Annotated in this window: 16 protein-coding genes; 6 read left to right on the top strand and 10 right to left on the bottom strand. The window is 38.1% G+C overall.

The window, feature by feature from the left end; all coding sequences use genetic code 11:
• The first annotated feature begins 17 nt into the window (after positions 1–17).
• Both proB and IGJ37_RS00180 read left to right on the top strand, forming a co-directional pair.
• Positions 18–833, top strand: a complete 816-nt coding sequence (gene proB, locus IGJ37_RS00185; RefSeq protein ID WP_002389550.1) for a glutamate 5-kinase — start codon at positions 18–20, stop codon at positions 831–833.
• Positions 820–2,073 (top strand): glutamate-5-semialdehyde dehydrogenase, encoded by a 1,254-nt coding sequence (locus IGJ37_RS00180; protein WP_002385467.1) that lies wholly within the window; start codon positions 820–822, stop codon positions 2,071–2,073. Before proB ends, IGJ37_RS00180 begins: the two co-directional genes overlap by 14 nt.
• Positions 2,074–2,164: 91 nt before the next feature.
• Here IGJ37_RS00180 and IGJ37_RS00175 read toward each other — a convergent pair whose 3' ends face one another.
• Positions 2,165–3,112: a helix-turn-helix transcriptional regulator gene (locus tag IGJ37_RS00175; RefSeq protein WP_252671665.1), complete on the bottom strand. Its 948-nt coding sequence runs from the start codon at positions 3,110–3,112 to the stop codon at positions 2,165–2,167.
• Positions 3,113–3,176: 64 nt separating this feature from the next.
• Here IGJ37_RS00175 and IGJ37_RS00170 point away from each other — a divergent pair, with 64 nt between their 5' ends.
• The 3 genes from IGJ37_RS00170 (at position 3,177) to IGJ37_RS00160 (ending at position 7,567) form a co-directional block, all read left to right on the top strand.
• Entirely contained in the window at positions 3,177–3,644 is a 468-nt protein-coding gene (locus IGJ37_RS00170; protein ID WP_002370604.1) for a VOC family protein, read from the top strand.
• A gap of 7 nt (positions 3,645–3,651) precedes the next feature.
• Positions 3,652–4,161 carry a ClbS/DfsB family four-helix bundle protein gene (locus IGJ37_RS00165; RefSeq protein WP_002356044.1) on the top strand — a complete coding sequence of 170 codons (510 nt, stop codon included), beginning with the start codon at positions 3,652–3,654 and terminating at the stop codon, positions 4,159–4,161.
• Positions 4,162–4,951: 790 nt separating this feature from the next.
• The gene (locus IGJ37_RS00160) at positions 4,952–7,567 is read left to right on the top strand and encodes a YfhO family protein (protein ID WP_002361467.1); all 2,616 of its coding nucleotides are present in this window, start codon (positions 4,952–4,954) and stop codon (positions 7,565–7,567) included.
• Between the two features lie 37 nt (positions 7,568–7,604).
• On the opposite strand, the gene mprF is transcribed toward IGJ37_RS00160, so the two are convergent.
• The 5 genes from mprF to IGJ37_RS00135 all read right to left on the bottom strand — a co-directional run bounded on the left by mprF (position 7,605) and on the right by IGJ37_RS00135 (position 14,584).
• A complete protein-coding gene (gene mprF / locus IGJ37_RS00155; protein WP_325815130.1) occupies positions 7,605–10,196 on the bottom strand; it encodes a bifunctional lysylphosphatidylglycerol flippase/synthetase MprF in 2,592 nt (863 codons plus the stop codon).
• 191 nt (positions 10,197–10,387) lie between these two features.
• Positions 10,388–10,768 carry a RidA family protein gene (locus IGJ37_RS00150; RefSeq protein WP_033598408.1) on the bottom strand — a complete coding sequence of 127 codons (381 nt, stop codon included), beginning with the start codon at positions 10,766–10,768 and terminating at the stop codon, positions 10,388–10,390.
• Positions 10,769–10,867: 99 nt separating this feature from the next.
• A complete protein-coding gene (locus tag IGJ37_RS00145; protein ID WP_033626856.1) occupies positions 10,868–12,082 on the bottom strand; it encodes a MalY/PatB family protein in 1,215 nt (404 codons plus the stop codon).
• A 14-nt stretch (positions 12,083–12,096) separates the two neighbouring features.
• Positions 12,097–13,665, bottom strand: a complete 1,569-nt coding sequence (gene malX, locus IGJ37_RS00140; protein ID WP_033593349.1) for a maltose/glucose-specific PTS transporter subunit IIBC — start codon at positions 13,663–13,665, stop codon at positions 12,097–12,099.
• Positions 13,666–13,813: 148 nt separating this feature from the next.
• Positions 13,814–14,584 carry a MurR/RpiR family transcriptional regulator gene (locus IGJ37_RS00135; protein WP_033593352.1) on the bottom strand — a complete coding sequence of 257 codons (771 nt, stop codon included), beginning with the start codon at positions 14,582–14,584 and terminating at the stop codon, positions 13,814–13,816.
• A 197-nt stretch (positions 14,585–14,781) separates the two neighbouring features.
• Between IGJ37_RS00135 and IGJ37_RS00130 the strand changes: the two genes are divergently transcribed.
• A complete protein-coding gene (locus IGJ37_RS00130) occupies positions 14,782–14,985 on the top strand; it encodes a hypothetical protein (protein ID WP_002381332.1) in 204 nt (67 codons plus the stop codon).
• A gap of 45 nt (positions 14,986–15,030) precedes the next feature.
• Here the strand turns inward: IGJ37_RS00130 and IGJ37_RS00125 are convergent, their stop codons facing one another.
• The 4 genes from IGJ37_RS00125 to IGJ37_RS00110 form a co-directional block, all read right to left on the bottom strand.
• Positions 15,031–15,558, bottom strand: coding sequence for an HdeD family acid-resistance protein (locus tag IGJ37_RS00125; protein WP_002356034.1), 528 nt, complete (start codon positions 15,556–15,558; stop codon positions 15,031–15,033).
• Between the two features lie 247 nt (positions 15,559–15,805).
• Positions 15,806–16,183 carry a DUF956 family protein gene (locus IGJ37_RS00120; protein WP_002356033.1) on the bottom strand — a complete coding sequence of 126 codons (378 nt, stop codon included), beginning with the start codon at positions 16,181–16,183 and terminating at the stop codon, positions 15,806–15,808.
• A 161-nt stretch (positions 16,184–16,344) separates the two neighbouring features.
• On the bottom strand, positions 16,345–17,256 hold the full coding sequence (locus tag IGJ37_RS00115; protein ID WP_002356032.1) for a PTS system mannose/fructose/sorbose family transporter subunit IID: 912 nt from the start codon (positions 17,254–17,256) through the stop codon (positions 16,345–16,347).
• A 21-nt stretch (positions 17,257–17,277) separates the two neighbouring features.
• Positions 17,278–18,081 carry a PTS mannose/fructose/sorbose transporter subunit IIC gene (locus IGJ37_RS00110; protein ID WP_002356031.1) on the bottom strand — a complete coding sequence of 268 codons (804 nt, stop codon included), beginning with the start codon at positions 18,079–18,081 and terminating at the stop codon, positions 17,278–17,280.
• Positions 18,082–18,088 lie beyond the last annotated feature (7 nt).

Raw genomic sequence — 18,088 nt, 5'->3', positions numbered from 1 at the left:
AAAGAAACGAGGCACTTATGAGAAACAAACTCCAACAGGCCAAACGAATTGTGATCAAAGTCGGAACCAGTTCTCTGATTTATCCCAATGGCAATATTAACTTAAAAGCAATTGATCAATTAGCCTTTACTTTGAGTGATTTAAGCAACCAAGGCAAAGAAATTATTTTAGTTTCTTCTGGCGCAATTGGTGTCGGACTGAATAAATTAAATCTATCTGTGCGCCCAACGACAATTCCAGAACAACAGGCAGTCGCTGCAGTCGGACAAGCAGAATTAATGAACATTTATAATCAGCGGTTTTCAACCTATAGCCAACAAATGGCACAAGTTTTATTAACACGTGATGTTATTGAATATCCTGAAAGTCGCAATAATGTTACTAATACTTTTGAACAACTGTTAAAAATGAATATTATTCCTATTGTCAATGAAAATGATACTGTCGCAATTGAAGAATTGGATCACTTAACCAAGTTCGGGGATAACGATCAATTGTCTGCCATTGTCTGCCAAATTGTTCAAGCTGACTTGTTAGTTATGTTATCAGATATTGATGGTTTCTTTTCAGATAACCCTACTGTCAACAAAGAAGCCACGTTATTCTCTGAAATCAATGAAATTAATGAAGACTTGTTCCAATTAGCCGGTGGTAAGGGGAGCCGCTTTGGCACTGGTGGGATGTCTAGTAAATTAAAAGCTGCTGAACGTGTGTTAGCTAATCAACAGGCGATGATTTTAGCAAACGGAAAGCAGCCAAAAATCATTTTTGAAATTTTAGAAGGAAAAGATATCGGTACGTTATTTATTAAAGGAGGGCATGAAAGTGACTGATTTAAAGCAACTAGGGCAACAAGCTAAAGAAGCCTCTTATACGCTAGGCTTGATGGATACTCGTCAAAAAAATACTTTGTTAAACAAAATGGCCGCAGCCATTGAAGCCAATGCACCCCGCATTTTACAAGCAAATGCATTAGATTTAGAGCAAGCCGCTACCCACGGAATTTCTGAAACAATGCAAGACCGCTTACGTTTAACAGAAGAACGGATCACAGCGATGGCCGAGGGCATACGCCAAGTCGCTACTTTACCCGATCCAATTGGGGAAGTAGATAAAATGTGGCGCAATGAAGCGGGGCTGTTAATTGGGCAACAACGCGTGCCTTTAGGTGTTATTGGAATCATTTATGAATCGCGGCCGAACGTGACAACAGATGCCGCTAGCCTTTGTTTCAAATCAGGAAATGCTGTTATTCTTCGAGGCGGAAAAGAAGCGTTTCACTCCAATCAGATATTGGTGACAATTTTACAAGAAGCGCTAATCCAAGAAGCCGTTTCTCCCCATCTCATTCAATTTGTTGATGATACTTCTAGAGAAACAGCCCAACAACTTATGCGCTTAAATGACTACTTGGATGTCCTCATTCCGCGTGGCGGCGCCAACTTAATCAAAACTGTTTTGACAACAGCAACTGTTCCTGTTATTGAAACAGGAACAGGCAATTGTCATATTTACGTGGACAAAGACGCCCAGTTAACAATGGCAACTGAAATTATTGTCAATGCTAAATGTCAACGTCCTTCTGTCTGTAACGCCGCCGAAACGTTATTAATTCATCAAGAGGTGGCTGAAGCCTTTTTACCAACAATTGAAAAAGCCTTGAAGGAGTTTCACGTGGAACTTCGGGCAGATGAACGTGCGTTAGCAATTTTTGAAGAAGCCATTCCAGCGACTGAACAAGATTGGGAAACGGAATTTCTCGACTTTATCTTAGCAGTGAAAGTCGTTGATTCTTTAGACGAAGCCATCCAGCATATTAATCGCTACAATACAAAACATTCTGAAAGTATTATTAGTGATAATTACTTTGCCACACAACAATTTTTACAACAAGTGGATGCAGCCGCTGTTTATGCGAATGCTTCAACTCGTTTCACGGATGGTTTTGAATTTGGATTTGGCGCCGAAATCGGCATTAGTACGCAAAAATTACATGCCCGTGGACCTATGGGTCTAGCAGAGCTTACTTCGACAAAATATGTTATTTATGGAAATGGGCAAGCACGTTCTTAGAAAGAAAAACCCTTGATTTTTAAATCAAGGGTTTTTCTTTCTCCTCTCCAATGTGCATTTTTACACATGAGATTGTTCACAGTTCCACAATCTATTCTTGATATTTTTTTTGAATCCTCATTATACTTTCTACATACGCTTGTTTCACTTGGACTGGCTCTAAAATTGTCACTTCTTCACCAAAGCCCATAAAATAGTTGGCTAAAAATTGTGTTTCTGTTGGATGAATCTGTCCAACTAAAAAACACTGCGTGAGCGTTTCTTCCAACTGAATATTGTCAAAGCGATGTTTATAAAAAAATTCTTTGCCTTTTTCTGTAATGATTGCTTTAAATGGAATCGTACGTGCCGTCGTTTGTTGATGGCGATACGATTCTTTCAGTTCTTCAGTCGTAAAATCCAGTGTTTGGTTTAACTGCTGAATAGCCTCCATAAAATCACAGCGGTAAGTACGCCAAGCCTTTTTAGTCACATCATAGCCTGAACAATACCAATACCCTTCTAAAATAGTTAACCGGGTTGGTAAGATTTTTTTCGTTGTTGCTTCATATCTGGTATAGTTAAACTGAATTACTTGTTGCGCCAAAATACAATGAAACAGCTGCTCTAAATTGCCTGGTGCTTCTACTTGTTCAATTCCTTCGTAGTAGACGACCTTACTCATTTGACTGATTTTAAATTGGGTTGGTTCATCTAAAGAATGCAATAATTTTTGCTTAATTTGCTGATAGGAATGACCAAACGGTGACTCTGCGACTAATTTCAGTAATTGTAACGAAAAAAAGATTGCTAACACTTCATTTTCGTTAAAATAAATCGGCGGCAACAACGGTTTGTTTAAAACTCGATAGCCACCATAACGACCATTCTCCACATATAGCGGCACGCCTAAATTTTCCAAAGCTTCAATATCCCGCAAAGCTGTGCTTTTAGAAATCCCAAAAGTTTTCATTAACTGATTTAAATTAAACTGAGGATGGGTTCTCAAGAAAAAAAGTTCCTGATTTAAACGTTCTGATTTTTTCATTTTTCCCTCCATCGGTGTCACTTTTTGACACCTTTTATTGTTATGCTTATCTTATCAATCTTAGGAGGTTCAAACAATGAAAAACACACAATTTGCCCTTTTTATGGTCTTAAACGGACGAGCAACGGAAGCCTTGACGTTTTACCAAGAAGCCTTTGCTGGTGATATTCTTTTTAAAATTACTAATCAAGAATTTAAAGAGCGTTTAAATCCTTCTTTGACCATTCCCGCTGGCGAAGAACACTGGCTTTCTCACTCGATTTTACAAATGGACACTTTTCAATTACAACTAGCTGATAATCCTTTGTTTGCAGGAATGAATACCACGCCCACAGAACAATTGACCCTCAGCTTAACCGTCGACAGCCGTCACTCTGCCAAAACAATTTTTGAAAAACTCACGTGCCATCCCGAATCCTGTATTATCCAAGAACCAATTGAAAATGAATTTGCAACATTTTATGCGATTGTGAAAGATCCTTTTGGTTTAGTCACTCAAATTACTCAAGAAAAACAAGCAGATCCTACCAAGAAAGGAAGTTAGCCGAAGAATGCGAACCTATGAATCAAAAGAAGCCTTGATTGAGGCCATTCAAATAGCTTCACAAAAATATTTAGCTGAATTTGCAGAAATTCCTGAAACACTTAAAGATCACCGAATTGAAACAGTAGCTAAAACACCTTCAGAGAACTTAGCCTATCAATTAGGCTGGCTCAACTTGCTGCTTTCTTGGGAAGAACAAGAACAACGTGGTCTGACCGTTCAAACGCCAGCTGAAGGTTATAAATGGAATCAACTGGGTGCTCTCTATCAATCATTTTATCAAACCTATGGACAAATGAGTTTAGAAAGTCAGCTGATTGCGTTGCAAGACACCTTAGAAAAATTACTTCATTGGATTGACTCGCTTTCCGAAGACGAATTATTTTTACCTCAACAACGGGCTTGGGCGACTACCAAAGCACAATGGCCTCTTTGGAAATGGATTCACATTAATAGCGTTGCCCCTTTTACTAGTTTCCGAACGCAAATTCGCAAATGGAAAAAAGCGTGTCTTTAAAAAGTTATCCACATTTTTTCAAAAAAAGCTTGACAAGCATTTTTAAATTCTCCACAGAAAACTTTGTGGATGAAATTTCTTATTTTTTCCAAAAAACTTTTCCACAGTGCTTATTTGTTCGACATTAAATCTTTGTAAATTCTAGAAAAAAGAAGATTAAAACGTTGTTTTAATAACGTTTTAATCTTCTTTCAACTTTAGGGATTCCTTTATTTTTAGCAAGCAGGCCTTCTGAACTTGCGTCTATTTTTTTTTAGCAACTCGAAAACTTATCCTTGTGGATAAACCGAGATAAAAAGCTTTTTTGTGGTTTTCAACAGAGTTATGCACAAAGTTATCCACAGGGCGTTTTCAGCAATTTTTCGGAGAATATTCGTTGTTTGATGTGGTGATTGGAAAATCGACTTCATATAACCGTTTGAGAGTCTTTTAATCCCTCGCTAGAAGCTAGCTTGAGTGTAGAACAATCGCTTCATTTCAACTTAATTTATAACCACAAAACTTGACCTACTTTAAAAACATGTGATACTGGAAGTGCGAATGAAATGAATTGATACACAATAACACCCCATTCAATAGTAAATCCTTCAGTAATTTGTTTATTCGACTCTACGCTCTTTTCTAAACATAGCTGGTGATTTAGCATTTGAATGTCAATCCCTTACTACTAATTCTTCTTCACTCCACCCTTAGGATCCTAATAAAATTTTAAAGTTTTTCTTCTATTGGTACATCAAATAAAGAGTATGATAAACTATAGGTACTTTCGAAAAATCAGGTGAGGTTATTTATGAAAAATAAAAGTAGGCAGTTTTTAAAAAACAACTGGCCTTATATGTTAGCCAGTTTCTTCATTCCATTTTTAATTATGGCAATTATCTATTTGAGTATTGGGATTTATCCAGGAAGTAGTCGCAGTGTTTTAGCCAGCGATGCCTTTTCTCAATTTTCAAATTTTCACGCAAGCTTTAACAATGTTCTTCATGGAAAACAAAGTCTTTTCTATACGTGGAATGCTTCTTTGGGACTAAACTACTTGTCCTTAATTTCCTATTATCTTGGTGGCTTATTTACGCCGCTCGTCTTTTTCTTTAACAATCAAAACATGCCTGATGCGCTCTATTTCCTAACGTTGTTGAAAATTGGGAGTGCTGGCTTGAGTTTTTGGTTCTTGGCAAAACAAACCTTTAAGATTCCTAAATGGTCCCATGTGACTTTAAGTGTGTCTTATGCGCTAATGTCCTTCATTGTGGCCCATTCAGAATTAATTATGTGGCTGGATGCCTTTATTTATCTGCCACTCGTAATTTTAGGAATTCATCGTTTAATGGACCAACGAAAACCGACATTATTGTTTGTCAGTTATTTCTTGCTTTTCATTACAAATTATTATTTTGGCTTTATGATTGGGTTGTTTTCCTTCCTGTACTATTTTGCACGAACGTTTACAGACTGGCAACGATATAAATCTCGAATCGTTGCGTATTTTACTACTTCTCTTTTAGCTGGTGGAGCATCTATGATTATGGTCTTACCTGCTGTCTTAGATTTACGAACCAATGGTGAAACTCTTTCTGAAATTACAACCTTTAAAACAGAAGCGACTGCCTTTTTAGATATTATTATGAAAAATATGATTGGCGTTTACGATACAACCAAATATGGGTCCATTCCTTTTATTTACATTGGGTTGTTGCCTTTGATTTTTTGTCTCTTTTATTTCGTTACGAAAGAAGTTCCATTGAAAAACAAACTACTTTTTGGCAGTTTGTTTGTCCTATTGATTGCTAGCTTTTACATCACGCCCTTAAATTTATTCTGGCACGGTATGCATGCGCCGAACATGTTTCTTTTCCGCTATAGTTTCCTCTTTTCATTCCTAGTTATTTTGCTTGCTGGTTATGGTTGGGAAAAATTTGAAAAGGATGATCTCGGCGTCTTAAGCGGCTTGATTTTGATTCTTTTAGCAATTTTTGCTCTTGCAATGGGCACAAAAGGTGCTACTAGTTATACGTATGTGACTTTAACCTCTTTCGTATTAACGGCAACTTTTTTACTATTATACTTTTTCGGGATTGCTTTTTATCAATTGAAAAAAGCGCCTATGCAATACTTAGTGATTTTGTTGTTGCTGCTCGTTTCTGGTGAAGCAATCATTAATACACGGGCGATGGTCACTGGTATTTTAGATGATTGGAACTACGCATCACGCAGCTTGTATTCTGAACCTTATCCTGACTTAAAAAATCTAGTCGATCAAACAAAAAAAGAAAATGATACCTTTTACCGCTTGGAAAATTTAAATGGTGTTTCGGCCAATGACGGCATTAACTATGGCTACAGTGGCATTAGCATGTTTTCTTCCGTGCGGAACCGACATTCTTCAACGTACCTAAACGCCTTAGGTTTCCGCTCGCGAGGCACGAATTTAAATATTCGTTACCAAAATAATACCTTGTTAATGGATGCTTTGATGGGCATTAAATACAATATTGCTGAAAACAATCCAATGAAATTCGGCTTTGAGCGACAAGCAGCTGCTGGTAAATATCAGCTTTATCGTAACGAAAATGCTTTGCCGTTAGGATTTTTAGCAGACAAAGAGATTTACAATGTTCGGCAACCTCTCAATGATAATTTAGGTAGTCAAACAAATTTACTAAATGCTTTAGCCAATACCAATGAACGGTATTTTACCTTTTATCAACCAACGATGACGCTTCAAAATAACGTGACAATTACGCAAAATACAGCTGGCGTAACTTTTACGGAGAAACAACATAACGTAGCCAAAGAGATTTCTTATACAGTCAATGTGCCCGCCAATACGCAAGCTTATTTGAGTTTATTCCCAACGGATTTTGCTCAATTGGAAAGTTCCACTGCGACGGTCACCGTGAACGGCTCAAGTCAGCAATCACAAATTGGCATTACTGGCCAATATTATAATTTAGGCTACTATCCAAAAGATACAACTGTTAACTTCAAAGTAAGTTTTTATGGAACCAAAGCAGTAAGTTTTGTTCAGCCGCAAGTAGTTGGCTTAAATACCAATGCATTTGAAAAAGCCATTTCCGCCGTGCAAGAAAAAGGCGTTGATTTAACCACTGGCAAACGCTCTGCTTCAGGTACCTTTACCGCCGACAAAGATCAAGTACTCGTCACTACAATTCCTTATGACAAAGGTTGGCGTGTCAAAATTGATGGCAAAAAAGTTACCCCAAAAGCCTTTAAAGATGCCTTTCTAAGCGTTCCTGTCAGCGCTGGAACCCATACTATTCAGTTCTCTTATTTACCAGAAGGATTGATTCCTGGCATCGTGTTATTCGTTCTATGTACTGGTGGTTTCGTTGCCTACGTAACCTTGATTCCTGCTAGACGAAACCGTAAAAAAGAAGACAAATAAAAAAATCACGCGATGGCTAAGTCATCGCGTGATTTTTTTAAATTTCAGTCATTGCTTCTTCCACAAGCGAAACACTTTGATGTCTTCCTTTCGTAATCAACAAGGAAAGTTGCACAAAAGCAAAGAGTACACTGGTCCGCTTAGGATAAGCAAAATAACGTGGTTGCCAACTAGTGACATATTGTTCTTTGCGCTTGCGTGTATCTTGAAACGCATAAATTTGATAACTATACTTGTAAAAAATATTAACAAAGCGTTCTTTTAAGAAAGAGTACTTGCTCTCCCCTACGTTAGCCAACGGCGCCATCCCAATATCAATTAATTGATAGCCCTGCTGTTGATAGGTTTCAATAAAATGAGTGAACAAATATTCTCTAGTAAAAGCAGGTGCTTCTGAACGAATACGTAACAAATCATACGAAATACTTTTGCCTTTTTCCATTTCTTTTCCAGTAATGAAACCGATGACCGTTTGTTTCTGTCTCACCAAGCCCACGCTACTGCATTTCAAGTACTCGAGATCCAACCGTCCACCAATAAAGTAGCGCTCTTTTTGATTCCGTGACCAGTCCGCAGAAACTCGTTCTAACTCTTGATATAAGGCATCACTAATCGTTTCGGGATAAAATTCAAACTGAAAATCCGCTGCTTCTGCTGCTATTTTTTCAGTCACTGTTTCCGTCCAGGCTGTTTGATTCACTGTTGACGGCTCATCAAATTGAATCAAGCCTTCTTCCCCAACTTTCATAAATTCAAAGCCGCAATCGTGAAGATTCATAACATATTCTTCCGAAATACGATAAAAAACTAATTGATAGCCTAACAAATCAGCTTGATCCATAAACGCCAGTGTCGCCGCTGTCCATTTCTCTCGTTGCCCAATTGGATCCGCCAAGACAAAGCATTTATTAAACTTCATTTGAAACCCAAAAAGTACTTGATCTTCACCTTCTTCTTGGTAATAAAAATGACCATAATCCTTTAAATACAAAAATTGACTGCCTTCGTTGCCACCAAATTTTTCCAAAAAGCGTGTCAACCGCGCTTCCTCAAAACCCTCACCTAAAGTAACAGTTGTTTCGGCTAAATATTGATACAAAAAGAATAAACCAATCAAGGAAATACTTAAACCAATCAATCCGTTAAACCAAACATCATCTGACGGAAACAACAAAAAGTGATTGATAACTTGATTGCCACCAGCTGGTCGTGCGGCGTAATAGCCAGCAACCGCATAACCGATAAACAAGCAGCCAAACAAAATACTATCTACCGTTAAAGCGCCCCATGAATAAACAAACTTTTCACGATAAAATTCTTTACGAGCCAAAATAACCGCCAATAAAATAACAGCATAAACAGCAATTAACTGCCACGAAGTCGTTCGTGCCACCGTATTTACAATACAAAATCCTAGTAAAATAATTGTAGGCCAATAAGCTTTTTTCACTTTCATAGAAATGCCTCGAGCTAAACCTAATAACAAGAATCCTACAAATAAATTCAATGTTTGATCTAAAAAATTAAAAGAAAAGGGAAGTAACACTTGGAATAAACGACTGACATTCGACAAATTCGTCACAGTCGACAATAGAACCATCATAATCCCTGCAAAATATAACGCCGCCACCAAAATAAAATGCGCCACTTTTTGTGAAAATAACCGAGGTAAATTATCAAAAAATTGATTGACTTTCATGCCTGCTTGTTGCAAGAACAAAATAACTCCTGTCATAAAAGGCGTCACATAATAAAACAAACGATAATACAACAACCAGACGACCGCTTGTGATCGATCAATCCCTAATTGTGACAAGCCCAAAATCATTAAGACATCAAACGTTCCCATACCACCAGGAACCATGGTTAACATCCCGATTAACGTAGCGATAACAAACATTGGGTAAACAGAAACCATCGAAACTGGCACCTGCATCAAGCGACCTATCATCAAGAAAGCAAACATCCCACCTAGCCATTGACCTAATGAAGCGCCGAATAATAGGAGCACTGCTTTTGGAAAAAATGTTTTAAACAATGTTCGCCGTTTTAAATACGTGAAAAACCAGAGCGCTGGCGCAATCAGGCTGCCCAATAATAACCAAACCCAATATTCACGAAAAACATTTTGGGTTCGAATAAAAAATAAATCAACAAACGCCACAAAAGATAAAATAGATAACCCTGAAATCAAGAACAGAGCAACTTTTGAGACCGTTGCTACAACCTTGCCCCGCGGTACATCTTTTCCGTAAAAATTAATCCGTAGCGTTGCCCCAACCACGCCGCCAAAACCCGCTAAGTTATTAATGGTATTAGTGACCCAAGCCGAAGTTAACCAATCCATTCGTTTCATTGGTGGCTTACCTTCTTTTTCCAATAACTTAACGACTACATAGTCATAAAGGAGCATTGGAATAACCCCTAACAGTCCTGCCAAGACCATACCAATTAAACGCCCCGTACTTTGTTGTTCCATCGTGGAAAAAATATCCGCCCAGGTCATGCCTTGAGCGATATGTGTCACTTGGTTAGCCACGAAAACTAATACAGAACCAAGAAAAATTAGTTTCAATAATAAACTGTGTTCTTTCAACCACTGCGTTAGTTGGCTAATATTTTTTTTCATCTTGTAGCCTCTTTCATATCTCTTTTCTGTTCATTTAACTTTCGTTTTATCGATTTTCTTCCATGGTAGCCTATTTGCTGAAAATTTTCCAGCACGGCTAGACATTTTGGCTGAATCGTATTGTTTTATTGAAAAAAAGAGTGAGAAAAAAATCTAAGACGATTTTTTTCTCACTCTTTTATCTGTATTTTTTACGCCACTACTTCTGCGATAATCTCCATCTCCACCAACACATCCATCGGTAATTTAGAGATTTCAATCGTTGTGCGTGCAGGATATTCCGCACTAAAATACTCAGCATAGACTTCATTGAATGCCGTGAAATCCGCCATATTTTGTAAATAGCATGTCGTTTTGACTACATGAGCAAAATCACTACCAGCTTCTGTTAAAATCCCTTGAATATTTTTCAGTACTTGATTGGTTTGTTCTTTAATCGTTGTACCAACCACCTTGCCTGTTTCAGGATCCAGTGGAATCTGACCAGAAGTAATCAATAAACCATTCACAATTTTTGCTTGTGAATATGGCCCAATTGCTTGTGGTGCTTGCTTTGTTTTAATTGTTTTCATTTCTTTTCCCCCAGTAAATGACAAGTTGTTACTTTTTGTTATTTTATTTGTTTCTATTTTTCCATTGTACTGCAACCATTTTCGGAATGCTATCTTTTCTCAATTATTCCCAAGCGCTGATGCTGTGCCATCCTTTTGTAAAACAGCTTCAAAACCTTGGCGCATCCTTTCAAGTCCTTCGTGTAGTTTTGCTTGCGAACAGCCAATATTTAACCGTAAAAATCGTTGCCCATTACCGCCATAAATCGAGCCGTCCATAATGGCGACTTTCCCCACAGAAACTAAAGCCTCTTGTAAGCGGACCACATCTGGAACTGCCGCTGATACATCCAACCACATTAAGTAAGTTGCCTCCAGCTCCGTCACTTTAATTTTTGGCAAATATGTCTGTAAAAAATCTTTCACGTAACGTTGGTTCTCCGCTAAATAATCATTCAACTCGTCAACCCAAGTACCACATTTTTGATAGGCCGTCATGGTTGCTAGCATTCCCAAAATACTTGTTGATGATAAACCATCGGCGTTTTTTAATTTGAGCTGAAAAGCGTCACGCAATTCGTTATCTGGAATTAAGGTGTAAGCAAAAATCAGCCCTGGAAAATTAAAGGTTTTCGTGCCACTGGTAATAATGGCAGATTTTTTATAATCAAATTGCGTAATTGGTCGATGAACTTGGCCTTTATTAACGATATCCATATGAATTTCATCAGAAAGTAAAAACACATCATACTGTTGGCACAATGAAACCATTCGCTCTAATTCCCATTGCTCCCAAACACGTCCTGTTGGATTATGCGGGGAACATAAAAGCAAACAGCGATTTTCTGGTTGCGCTAGTTTTTTTTCTAAATCAATAAAATCAATGCTGTAGCGCTTCTCTTGATAAAGCAGTTCATTCGCCACTACTTGCCGCTTATTTTCCTGAATAACTTTAAAAAATGCATCATAGGCAGGTGTTTGTAAAATAATGCCCTCCCCTTCGTTAGTCAATAATTGAATCAAAGCAGAAATCCCATAGATAACGGTCGGGGTATACATAATCCAGTGTTCTTCAATCTTCGTCTGGAATCTTGTCTGGTACCACGTTTGAATTGCTTCTTTTAATTGCGGATGGTTCCACCTCGTATAGCCAAATACGGGATGTTTCAAACGCTCCTGTAATGTTGCCAGAACTGCCTCTGGCACAGCAAAATCCGTATCGGAAATAGTGAAGGGAAGCAAGTCCGCTTCCCCAAATCGGTCTTCTACAAAATCCCACTGTGTACAATACGTTCCTCGTCGATCAATTGCTTTATCAAACGACACACTCTTCACCTTCTGTCTTTTTTCTAACCTAAAATCATCTCTAATTGATTACGGACCGTTGTCACTTTGGTTCCGATAATCACTTGTACATTCTGCGCATCTAAATGTACAACGCCTAAAGCCCCTAATTGCTTTAATTTGTCATCATCTACTTTATTAGCATCTGCTAACACTAAACGTAAACGCGTAATGCAATTATCAATAGCTTGAATATTCTCTTGCCCACCCAAAGCCGCTAAAATCCCAGGCGCATCATAGCCACCCGTTTTCTTATATTGAACTTCTTGATCGGTATATTCAGTCTCATCTAAAACCTTGTCTCGTCCAGGTGTTTTTAAATCAAAGGTTACAATGACTGTTTTAAAGACGAAATAATAAATAACAAACCAGATAGCGCCGACAATGAGAACCCACCACCATTTTGTATAAGTTCCTTGTAACAAGCCAAAAATAACAAAGTCCAGTAGCCCGCCATCAGTGTTCCCAATCACAACACCCAATAAAGCCATTACCATGAAACCTAGACCAGTCATAATGACATGAAACAGCCATAATAACGGACTAATAAATAAGAATAAAAATTCAATTGGTTCTGTAATGCCAGTGATAGCCGTAGCAATTACACCCGAAAGGAGTAAGCCTTTAATCTTATGTCGATTCGCCGGAGCTGCAGTATGATACATCGCAAGTGCCGCCGCTGGTAAGCCAAAAATAAAGGTCGGCATTTTCCCTTGTGACAAGAAAGCTGTTGCGCTTGGTGAAATCGGTAAATTATTTTGCAATTCTGCATAGAAAATATTTAACGCACCAAACACTTCTTTGCCAGCCACCACCGCTGAACCCCCTGCTTCAGTAAAACGAATCATGGAAACCAAAATATGATGCAACCCAAACGGCAACAGTAGACGTTCCCCTGACCCAAACAGAAAAGGCCCAAAAATACCAGAACGTTGGATAAGTTGGCCAATCCCCATAATCATTAGCGCGAAAAGTGGCCAAACTAACGGAATTACTAAGCCCACGAATGCCATCACTAATGAAGTAATAATTGGTACAAACCGTGCGCCAGAAAAGAAGGCAAAACTATCTGGTAGTTGCACCGTATAAAATCGATTATGCAACTTATATACAATAAGCCCAGCGATAATTCCACCAAGAACGCCCATTTCAATCGTTTGAATCCCAAAAACCATTCCTTGGCCGGCTTCCCGCAACTGTTCAGGATCCACGAGACGATTCGTCTGCACTAAATAGAAATTAATCGCTAAATTCATCACCGTATAGCCTACGAAACCTGAAAACGCAGCAATTCCTTTTTCTTTCCGAACTAACCCCAACGGAATGGCCATTGCAAACATGACAGGTAAATAGGCAAACGCAAAACCACCAATTGTCGACATAAATTGGAAAATAATTTTTACTGCGGGCTTTCCTAAAAACGGGATCGTTTCAATCATGGATTCACTGGAAAAAGAACTTCCTAATCCCAACAAAATCCCCATAAAAGCTAATAAAGCCACTGGCAACATAAACGTTTTACCTAATCCTTGGAAAAACTCCCAGAAAGTCGCTTTCTTTTTCTTTACTGCCATTTCTTAACTCCTCCATTCATTCTTTACAAAACTAAAAATGATTGCGTTTACATTCATTGCCCTCATTATAACTAGCCCAAAACAAAGAAAAAAGAGGCTACACTCTTTCTGTATCCCCTTACATCATTTAGTATGGTGTTGCATAAAATTACCGCGGCTGCTTTGCCTCTGCATACATTAATAAAACCGTATCGAACAAACAAATGACAGCAATTCTTGAACTTAAATCTACGCGCTGATGATAACGTGTCGTCCCTTTGGCAAATAACGTCGTCGTCGACAATTTTTCCAAGGTGCTTCCTTTAGTCGAAATCAAACTAATCATCGGCACTTGCTGTTCCTGCGCTACACGTGCATACGCTAAAATCCCCTTAGTTTCTCCTGTATAACTGACAAAAATGGCTAAATCCTGTCCATCCAGATTCTTAACTGCTACCGCTTGTTCATCCCAATCAGATCGTGCATAGGCTTTTTTTCCTAAAAATGTTAGCTTTCGTGCAAAATCAGTACAAATAGGAAAACTGCCACCAACACCGAACACTTCAATCGTATTCGCACGCTCAATCATTTTAAGCATTTCCGCGACTTTGGCTTCATCCATTTGTTGAAAACTGTCTTGCACATTGGCGATCAACTGTTGTGTAATGGCTTGAAAACTACGACTATCGCTTTCTGTGCTCTCGCTCTGCACCGATTGGACGATCGCGTATTTTAATTCTTGGAAGCCTCGATAACCTAAGTGTTTTGCTGTTCGAGAAATAGTGGCTGTTGAGACAAACAACGCCTGCGCCACCTCATAAATGGTTTGTGAACTAATTTCCGTCATATGCGTCAAAATATAATCCAGTACTTGATTTTCAATTTTACTTAAATGATTTCGTTTCTTTTCTAACAAAGCGATTAATCCCTCAGTCGACATCCAATCCCTCACTTTAAATCCTTTTTTATAATTATACACCAGAATATTCTGATTATTTCAATAAGAAAGTCCAAAATAACCAACAGCGGCTCCATCATTCGCCAGAGAAAAAAATCAGCCTTCCGATGGAGGTGTTTGTTGCGCTTTCTTGCTATACTCTGTATATAGAAAACAGGAAAAATTTGGAGGTAGTACGTATGAATAATCAACGACCAATGTTTATAAATATTCTTTTAGTGGTCCTTTTATTTTTAGTTGTCGGTTCACTCTTTAGTGCCGTTGTCGGTATCGTGGGAAGCTTATTGTGGCTAGCAGTAAAAATTTTAGTTCCCGTAGCGATTATCGTGTGGCTTGTTCGAACAATTTCGGGAAATAATGGTAACTGCCGCCGTCGTTATTAAAAAAACAGGTTTTCCTTTTCGGAAAACCTGTTTTTTTTACTTCTTTTATCTAAAAGCATATACAATATTGCTAATACCAAACATCATAAAGTAGAAGCCAACTAAGAAGCTTAGAGTTAATGCTGAAGACAATGGATTAAATAATAACATTACACCTAAGATAATCCCTAAAACATCAACAATTAATGTGAACCAGAAGTAACCTGTACTTACTCGTTTAGCAAAATCTAAAGTAAATAAGCCGAAAATTGAGTCGAATAAAAACCAAATTGCAAAAACAAATGGTAACACAGCGACACCAATATTTAAGTTAAACAATAAGTAAACACCAATTAGGATATCAATAATCCCTAAGATGATCGGTGCATAAGCTTTGTAGCCTAGCAATTCTTTCATACGATTACGTACAAAAATTTCAAAAATCCCTTTAATAATAGCAAAAATCGCAAAAACCATCACAATGGCAATTAAATTACCGGCAGGATTTTGGAAAGAAATTAATGCAGTCAGAACAAATAGAATTCCTAATACTAATGAACCCCAGTCCATTCCATGATGTTGTCGTTGTTCCATGACACTCACTCCTCTATAAAATAATTTATTACACTTATTATGTTACTACTATTTTACAAGGTGTCAAATATTTTCATCGTGCTTTCTGAAAACCATTTCAATGATAACTCCATTAAAAACAACGTATCACTTGATTGTCTCTTTTTTGGTGCAAAATTGTGCCTTTTTTGTATAAATAAGTCCCTCGTTTTCCCACAAAAAAACCGCTACTTTTTCATCTAGTTTATAAAAAAGTAACAGTTATAAATTATTTTTTCTTTTTCCCAATCGAGAGGATCCCTCTTTTTATGACATCAAAGAAACTCAAAGATTGGACCATGTGATCTGGATCAACATATTCACGAATAGCTCGTAACACTCGCTTCGGCTCTTTTGAAGCAAACGTATACGTCCCATTTTTCTTGGTTTGAATCGCATAACGAGGAATCCATTTTCCTTTGAACATTACTGAAGCCAACACGTAATCGACTTCTTCCCACGGAATTTGGATAAACTTACGTGGATCTTTGGCATGGTAAAATTCAAACCCGCGGTCACCTATCATAATTTGTCCATAATCTGTTAATCCTGTAAATGCCGTCGCATCTATAACTAAATCAACTTTTGTGTTTAATGATTGTACCATGTTATCTGCTCCATTTCATTCGACTAATTCCTCTTTATTATACGTTTCTTTCCTGATCGAAACAAACAAAATTACATCTTTGTTTAAAAAAGCGGAAGAAAAGTTTCTCGACTTCTCTTCCGCTTTTTTTGATTAGAAGTAATGAACTTACTTCGTCATTCTTATAATAAGCCGATTAAGTGGCCGACTACGCCGACTACGAATAAACCAAGAATGATAACGATTGGGCTAACTTTTTTCTTCAATAACCACATACATAAGAATGTAAGTAGTAATGGTGCTAGACCTGGAATCAATTGATCTAAGTTATCTTGTAAAGTAGTAACTTTCGTTGGTGAAAGCGCCAAGCCTTGGTTCACTTGTTCAAAGGCTTTATGCATTCCTTCACCGCCAGCAGGAAGTTTATCCCACTCGATATAAGCACCTTTGTCTAACTTAACTTGTGAGACAATTGGTAAGAACTTAATCGATACCCAACGTTGAACTAATGCGGCCAGTACGAACATCCCTAAAATAGAAGCACCTTTTGTAATATCTTGTAGTAAACCACCTGAAAGGTCATCAGTAATTTTAGAACCTGCTTTGTAACCAAACTCTTGTGTATACCACATGAATGACCAACGAATTAAGTTCCAAGCAACGAAGAATAAGATTGGGCCTAAGATATTACCACCCATTGCTAAGGAAGCACCTAAAGCTCCTAACATTGGACGAACAGTAAACCAGAAAACTGGGTCACCAACACCGGCTAAAGGACCCATCATCCCAACTTTAACCCCTTGAATCGCTACGTCATCAACTGGTGCGCCATTGGCACGTTCTTCTTCCAAAGCTAATGTTACACCAAGGATTGGTGAGGCAATGTATGGGTGTGTATTAAAGAACTCTAAGTGACGTTTTAACGCCGCTGAACGTTCTTCTTTCGTTTTATATAATTTTTTGATTGCTGGAATCATTGAGAATGCCCAACCGCCGTTTTGCATACGTTCATAGTTCCAAGAACCTTGGATAAATGTTGAACGCCAAGCTACAGCTAAACGATCTTTTTTAGTTAATTGAATTTTTTCTGCCATTTCTTTGCTCCTCCTTCAGAATTAGTAGTCGTTTAAAATATCGCCTAATGGGTCGCCAGAGTTGCCTCCGCCATTTGAGTTAGAAGAACCGCCCATTTTAGATAAGTTCAAGTAAATAAGAGCTAAAGCGACACCTAAAGCACCTAATGCGATTAATGTTAATTGAGAAATCGCTGCGACTACGAAACCGATAATGAAGAATGGCCATACTTCTTTTGTTGCCATCATGTTGATTACTAATGCATAACCTACGGCAACGACCATACCACCACCGATAGCCATACCATCAGTTAACCAAGCTGGCATTGATTCTAAGAAATTACGAACAGTGTCAGCAGGAATGAATAGTAAAGCACCTGCTGGAATCGCAATACGAATACCTTGTAAACATACAGCGAAAATGTGTAACATTTCAACTTGTTTAATGTTGCCTTTTTCAGCAGCCGCATCCATCATGTGAACGATTGGAACCGCAACTGTCCGAACGATCATTGTTAAGAACAAACCTGCAACCGCTAAAGGAACTGCGATGGCAATCGCTGAAGGAACACCTTTAACACCTTGGCCACCTAAAACTAAAATAATTGCTGAGGCAACAGATGCTAAAGCGGCATCCGGCGCAACGGCAGCCCCGATGTTCGCCCAACCTAACGCGATCATTTGTAAAGTACCACCTAAAACAATTCCGGCTTCTAAATTACCAGTAACTAATCCGATTAATGTACATGCTACTAACGGTTGGTGGAATTGGAACTCATCCAAAATCCCTTCCATACCAGCTAGAAAGGCAACGAGTAAAACTAAAATAATTGATATAACAGACATGATAAGC

Source organism: Enterococcus sp. AZ104, from assembly GCF_050546705.1.
GTDB lineage: Bacteria > Bacillota > Bacilli > Lactobacillales > Enterococcaceae > Enterococcus > Enterococcus faecalis.
The sequence above is the reverse complement of the archived record's forward strand: the minus strand, read 5'-3'. Positions and strand labels throughout refer to the sequence as shown.

Bases quoted from the DNA above. Each gene is read 5' to 3' on its own strand.
- IGJ37_RS00150 (WP_033598408.1), bottom strand. From the start codon at position 10,768: ATGAAAACAATTAAAACAAAGCAAGCACCACAAGCAATTGGGCCATAT.
- proB (WP_002389550.1), top strand. From the start codon at position 18: ATGAGAAACAAACTCCAACAGGCCAAACGAATTGTGATCAAAGTCGGA.
- IGJ37_RS00130 (WP_002381332.1), top strand. From the start codon at position 14,782: ATGAATAATCAACGACCAATGTTTATAAATATTCTTTTAGTGGTCCTT.
- IGJ37_RS00165 (WP_002356044.1), top strand. From the start codon at position 3,652: ATGCGAACCTATGAATCAAAAGAAGCCTTGATTGAGGCCATTCAAATA.
- IGJ37_RS00175 (WP_252671665.1), bottom strand. From the start codon at position 3,112: ATGGAGGGAAAAATGAAAAAATCAGAACGTTTAAATCAGGAACTTTTT.
- IGJ37_RS00110 (WP_002356031.1), bottom strand. From the start codon at position 18,081: ATGTCTGTTATATCAATTATTTTAGTTTTACTCGTTGCCTTTCTAGCT.
- IGJ37_RS00135 (WP_033593352.1), bottom strand. From the start codon at position 14,584: ATGTCGACTGAGGGATTAATCGCTTTGTTAGAAAAGAAACGAAATCAT.
- mprF (WP_325815130.1), bottom strand. From the start codon at position 10,196: ATGAAAAAAAATATTAGCCAACTAACGCAGTGGTTGAAAGAACACAGT.
- IGJ37_RS00120 (WP_002356033.1), bottom strand. From the start codon at position 16,183: ATGGTACAATCATTAAACACAAAAGTTGATTTAGTTATAGATGCGACG.
- IGJ37_RS00115 (WP_002356032.1), bottom strand. From the start codon at position 17,256: ATGGCAGAAAAAATTCAATTAACTAAAAAAGATCGTTTAGCTGTAGCT.
- IGJ37_RS00180 (WP_002385467.1), top strand. From the start codon at position 820: ATGAAAGTGACTGATTTAAAGCAACTAGGGCAACAAGCTAAAGAAGCC.
- IGJ37_RS00125 (WP_002356034.1), bottom strand. From the start codon at position 15,558: ATGGAACAACGACAACATCATGGAATGGACTGGGGTTCATTAGTATTA.
- IGJ37_RS00170 (WP_002370604.1), top strand. From the start codon at position 3,177: ATGAAAAACACACAATTTGCCCTTTTTATGGTCTTAAACGGACGAGCA.
- malX (WP_033593349.1), bottom strand. From the start codon at position 13,665: ATGGCAGTAAAGAAAAAGAAAGCGACTTTCTGGGAGTTTTTCCAAGGA.
- IGJ37_RS00160 (WP_002361467.1), top strand. From the start codon at position 4,952: ATGAAAAATAAAAGTAGGCAGTTTTTAAAAAACAACTGGCCTTATATG.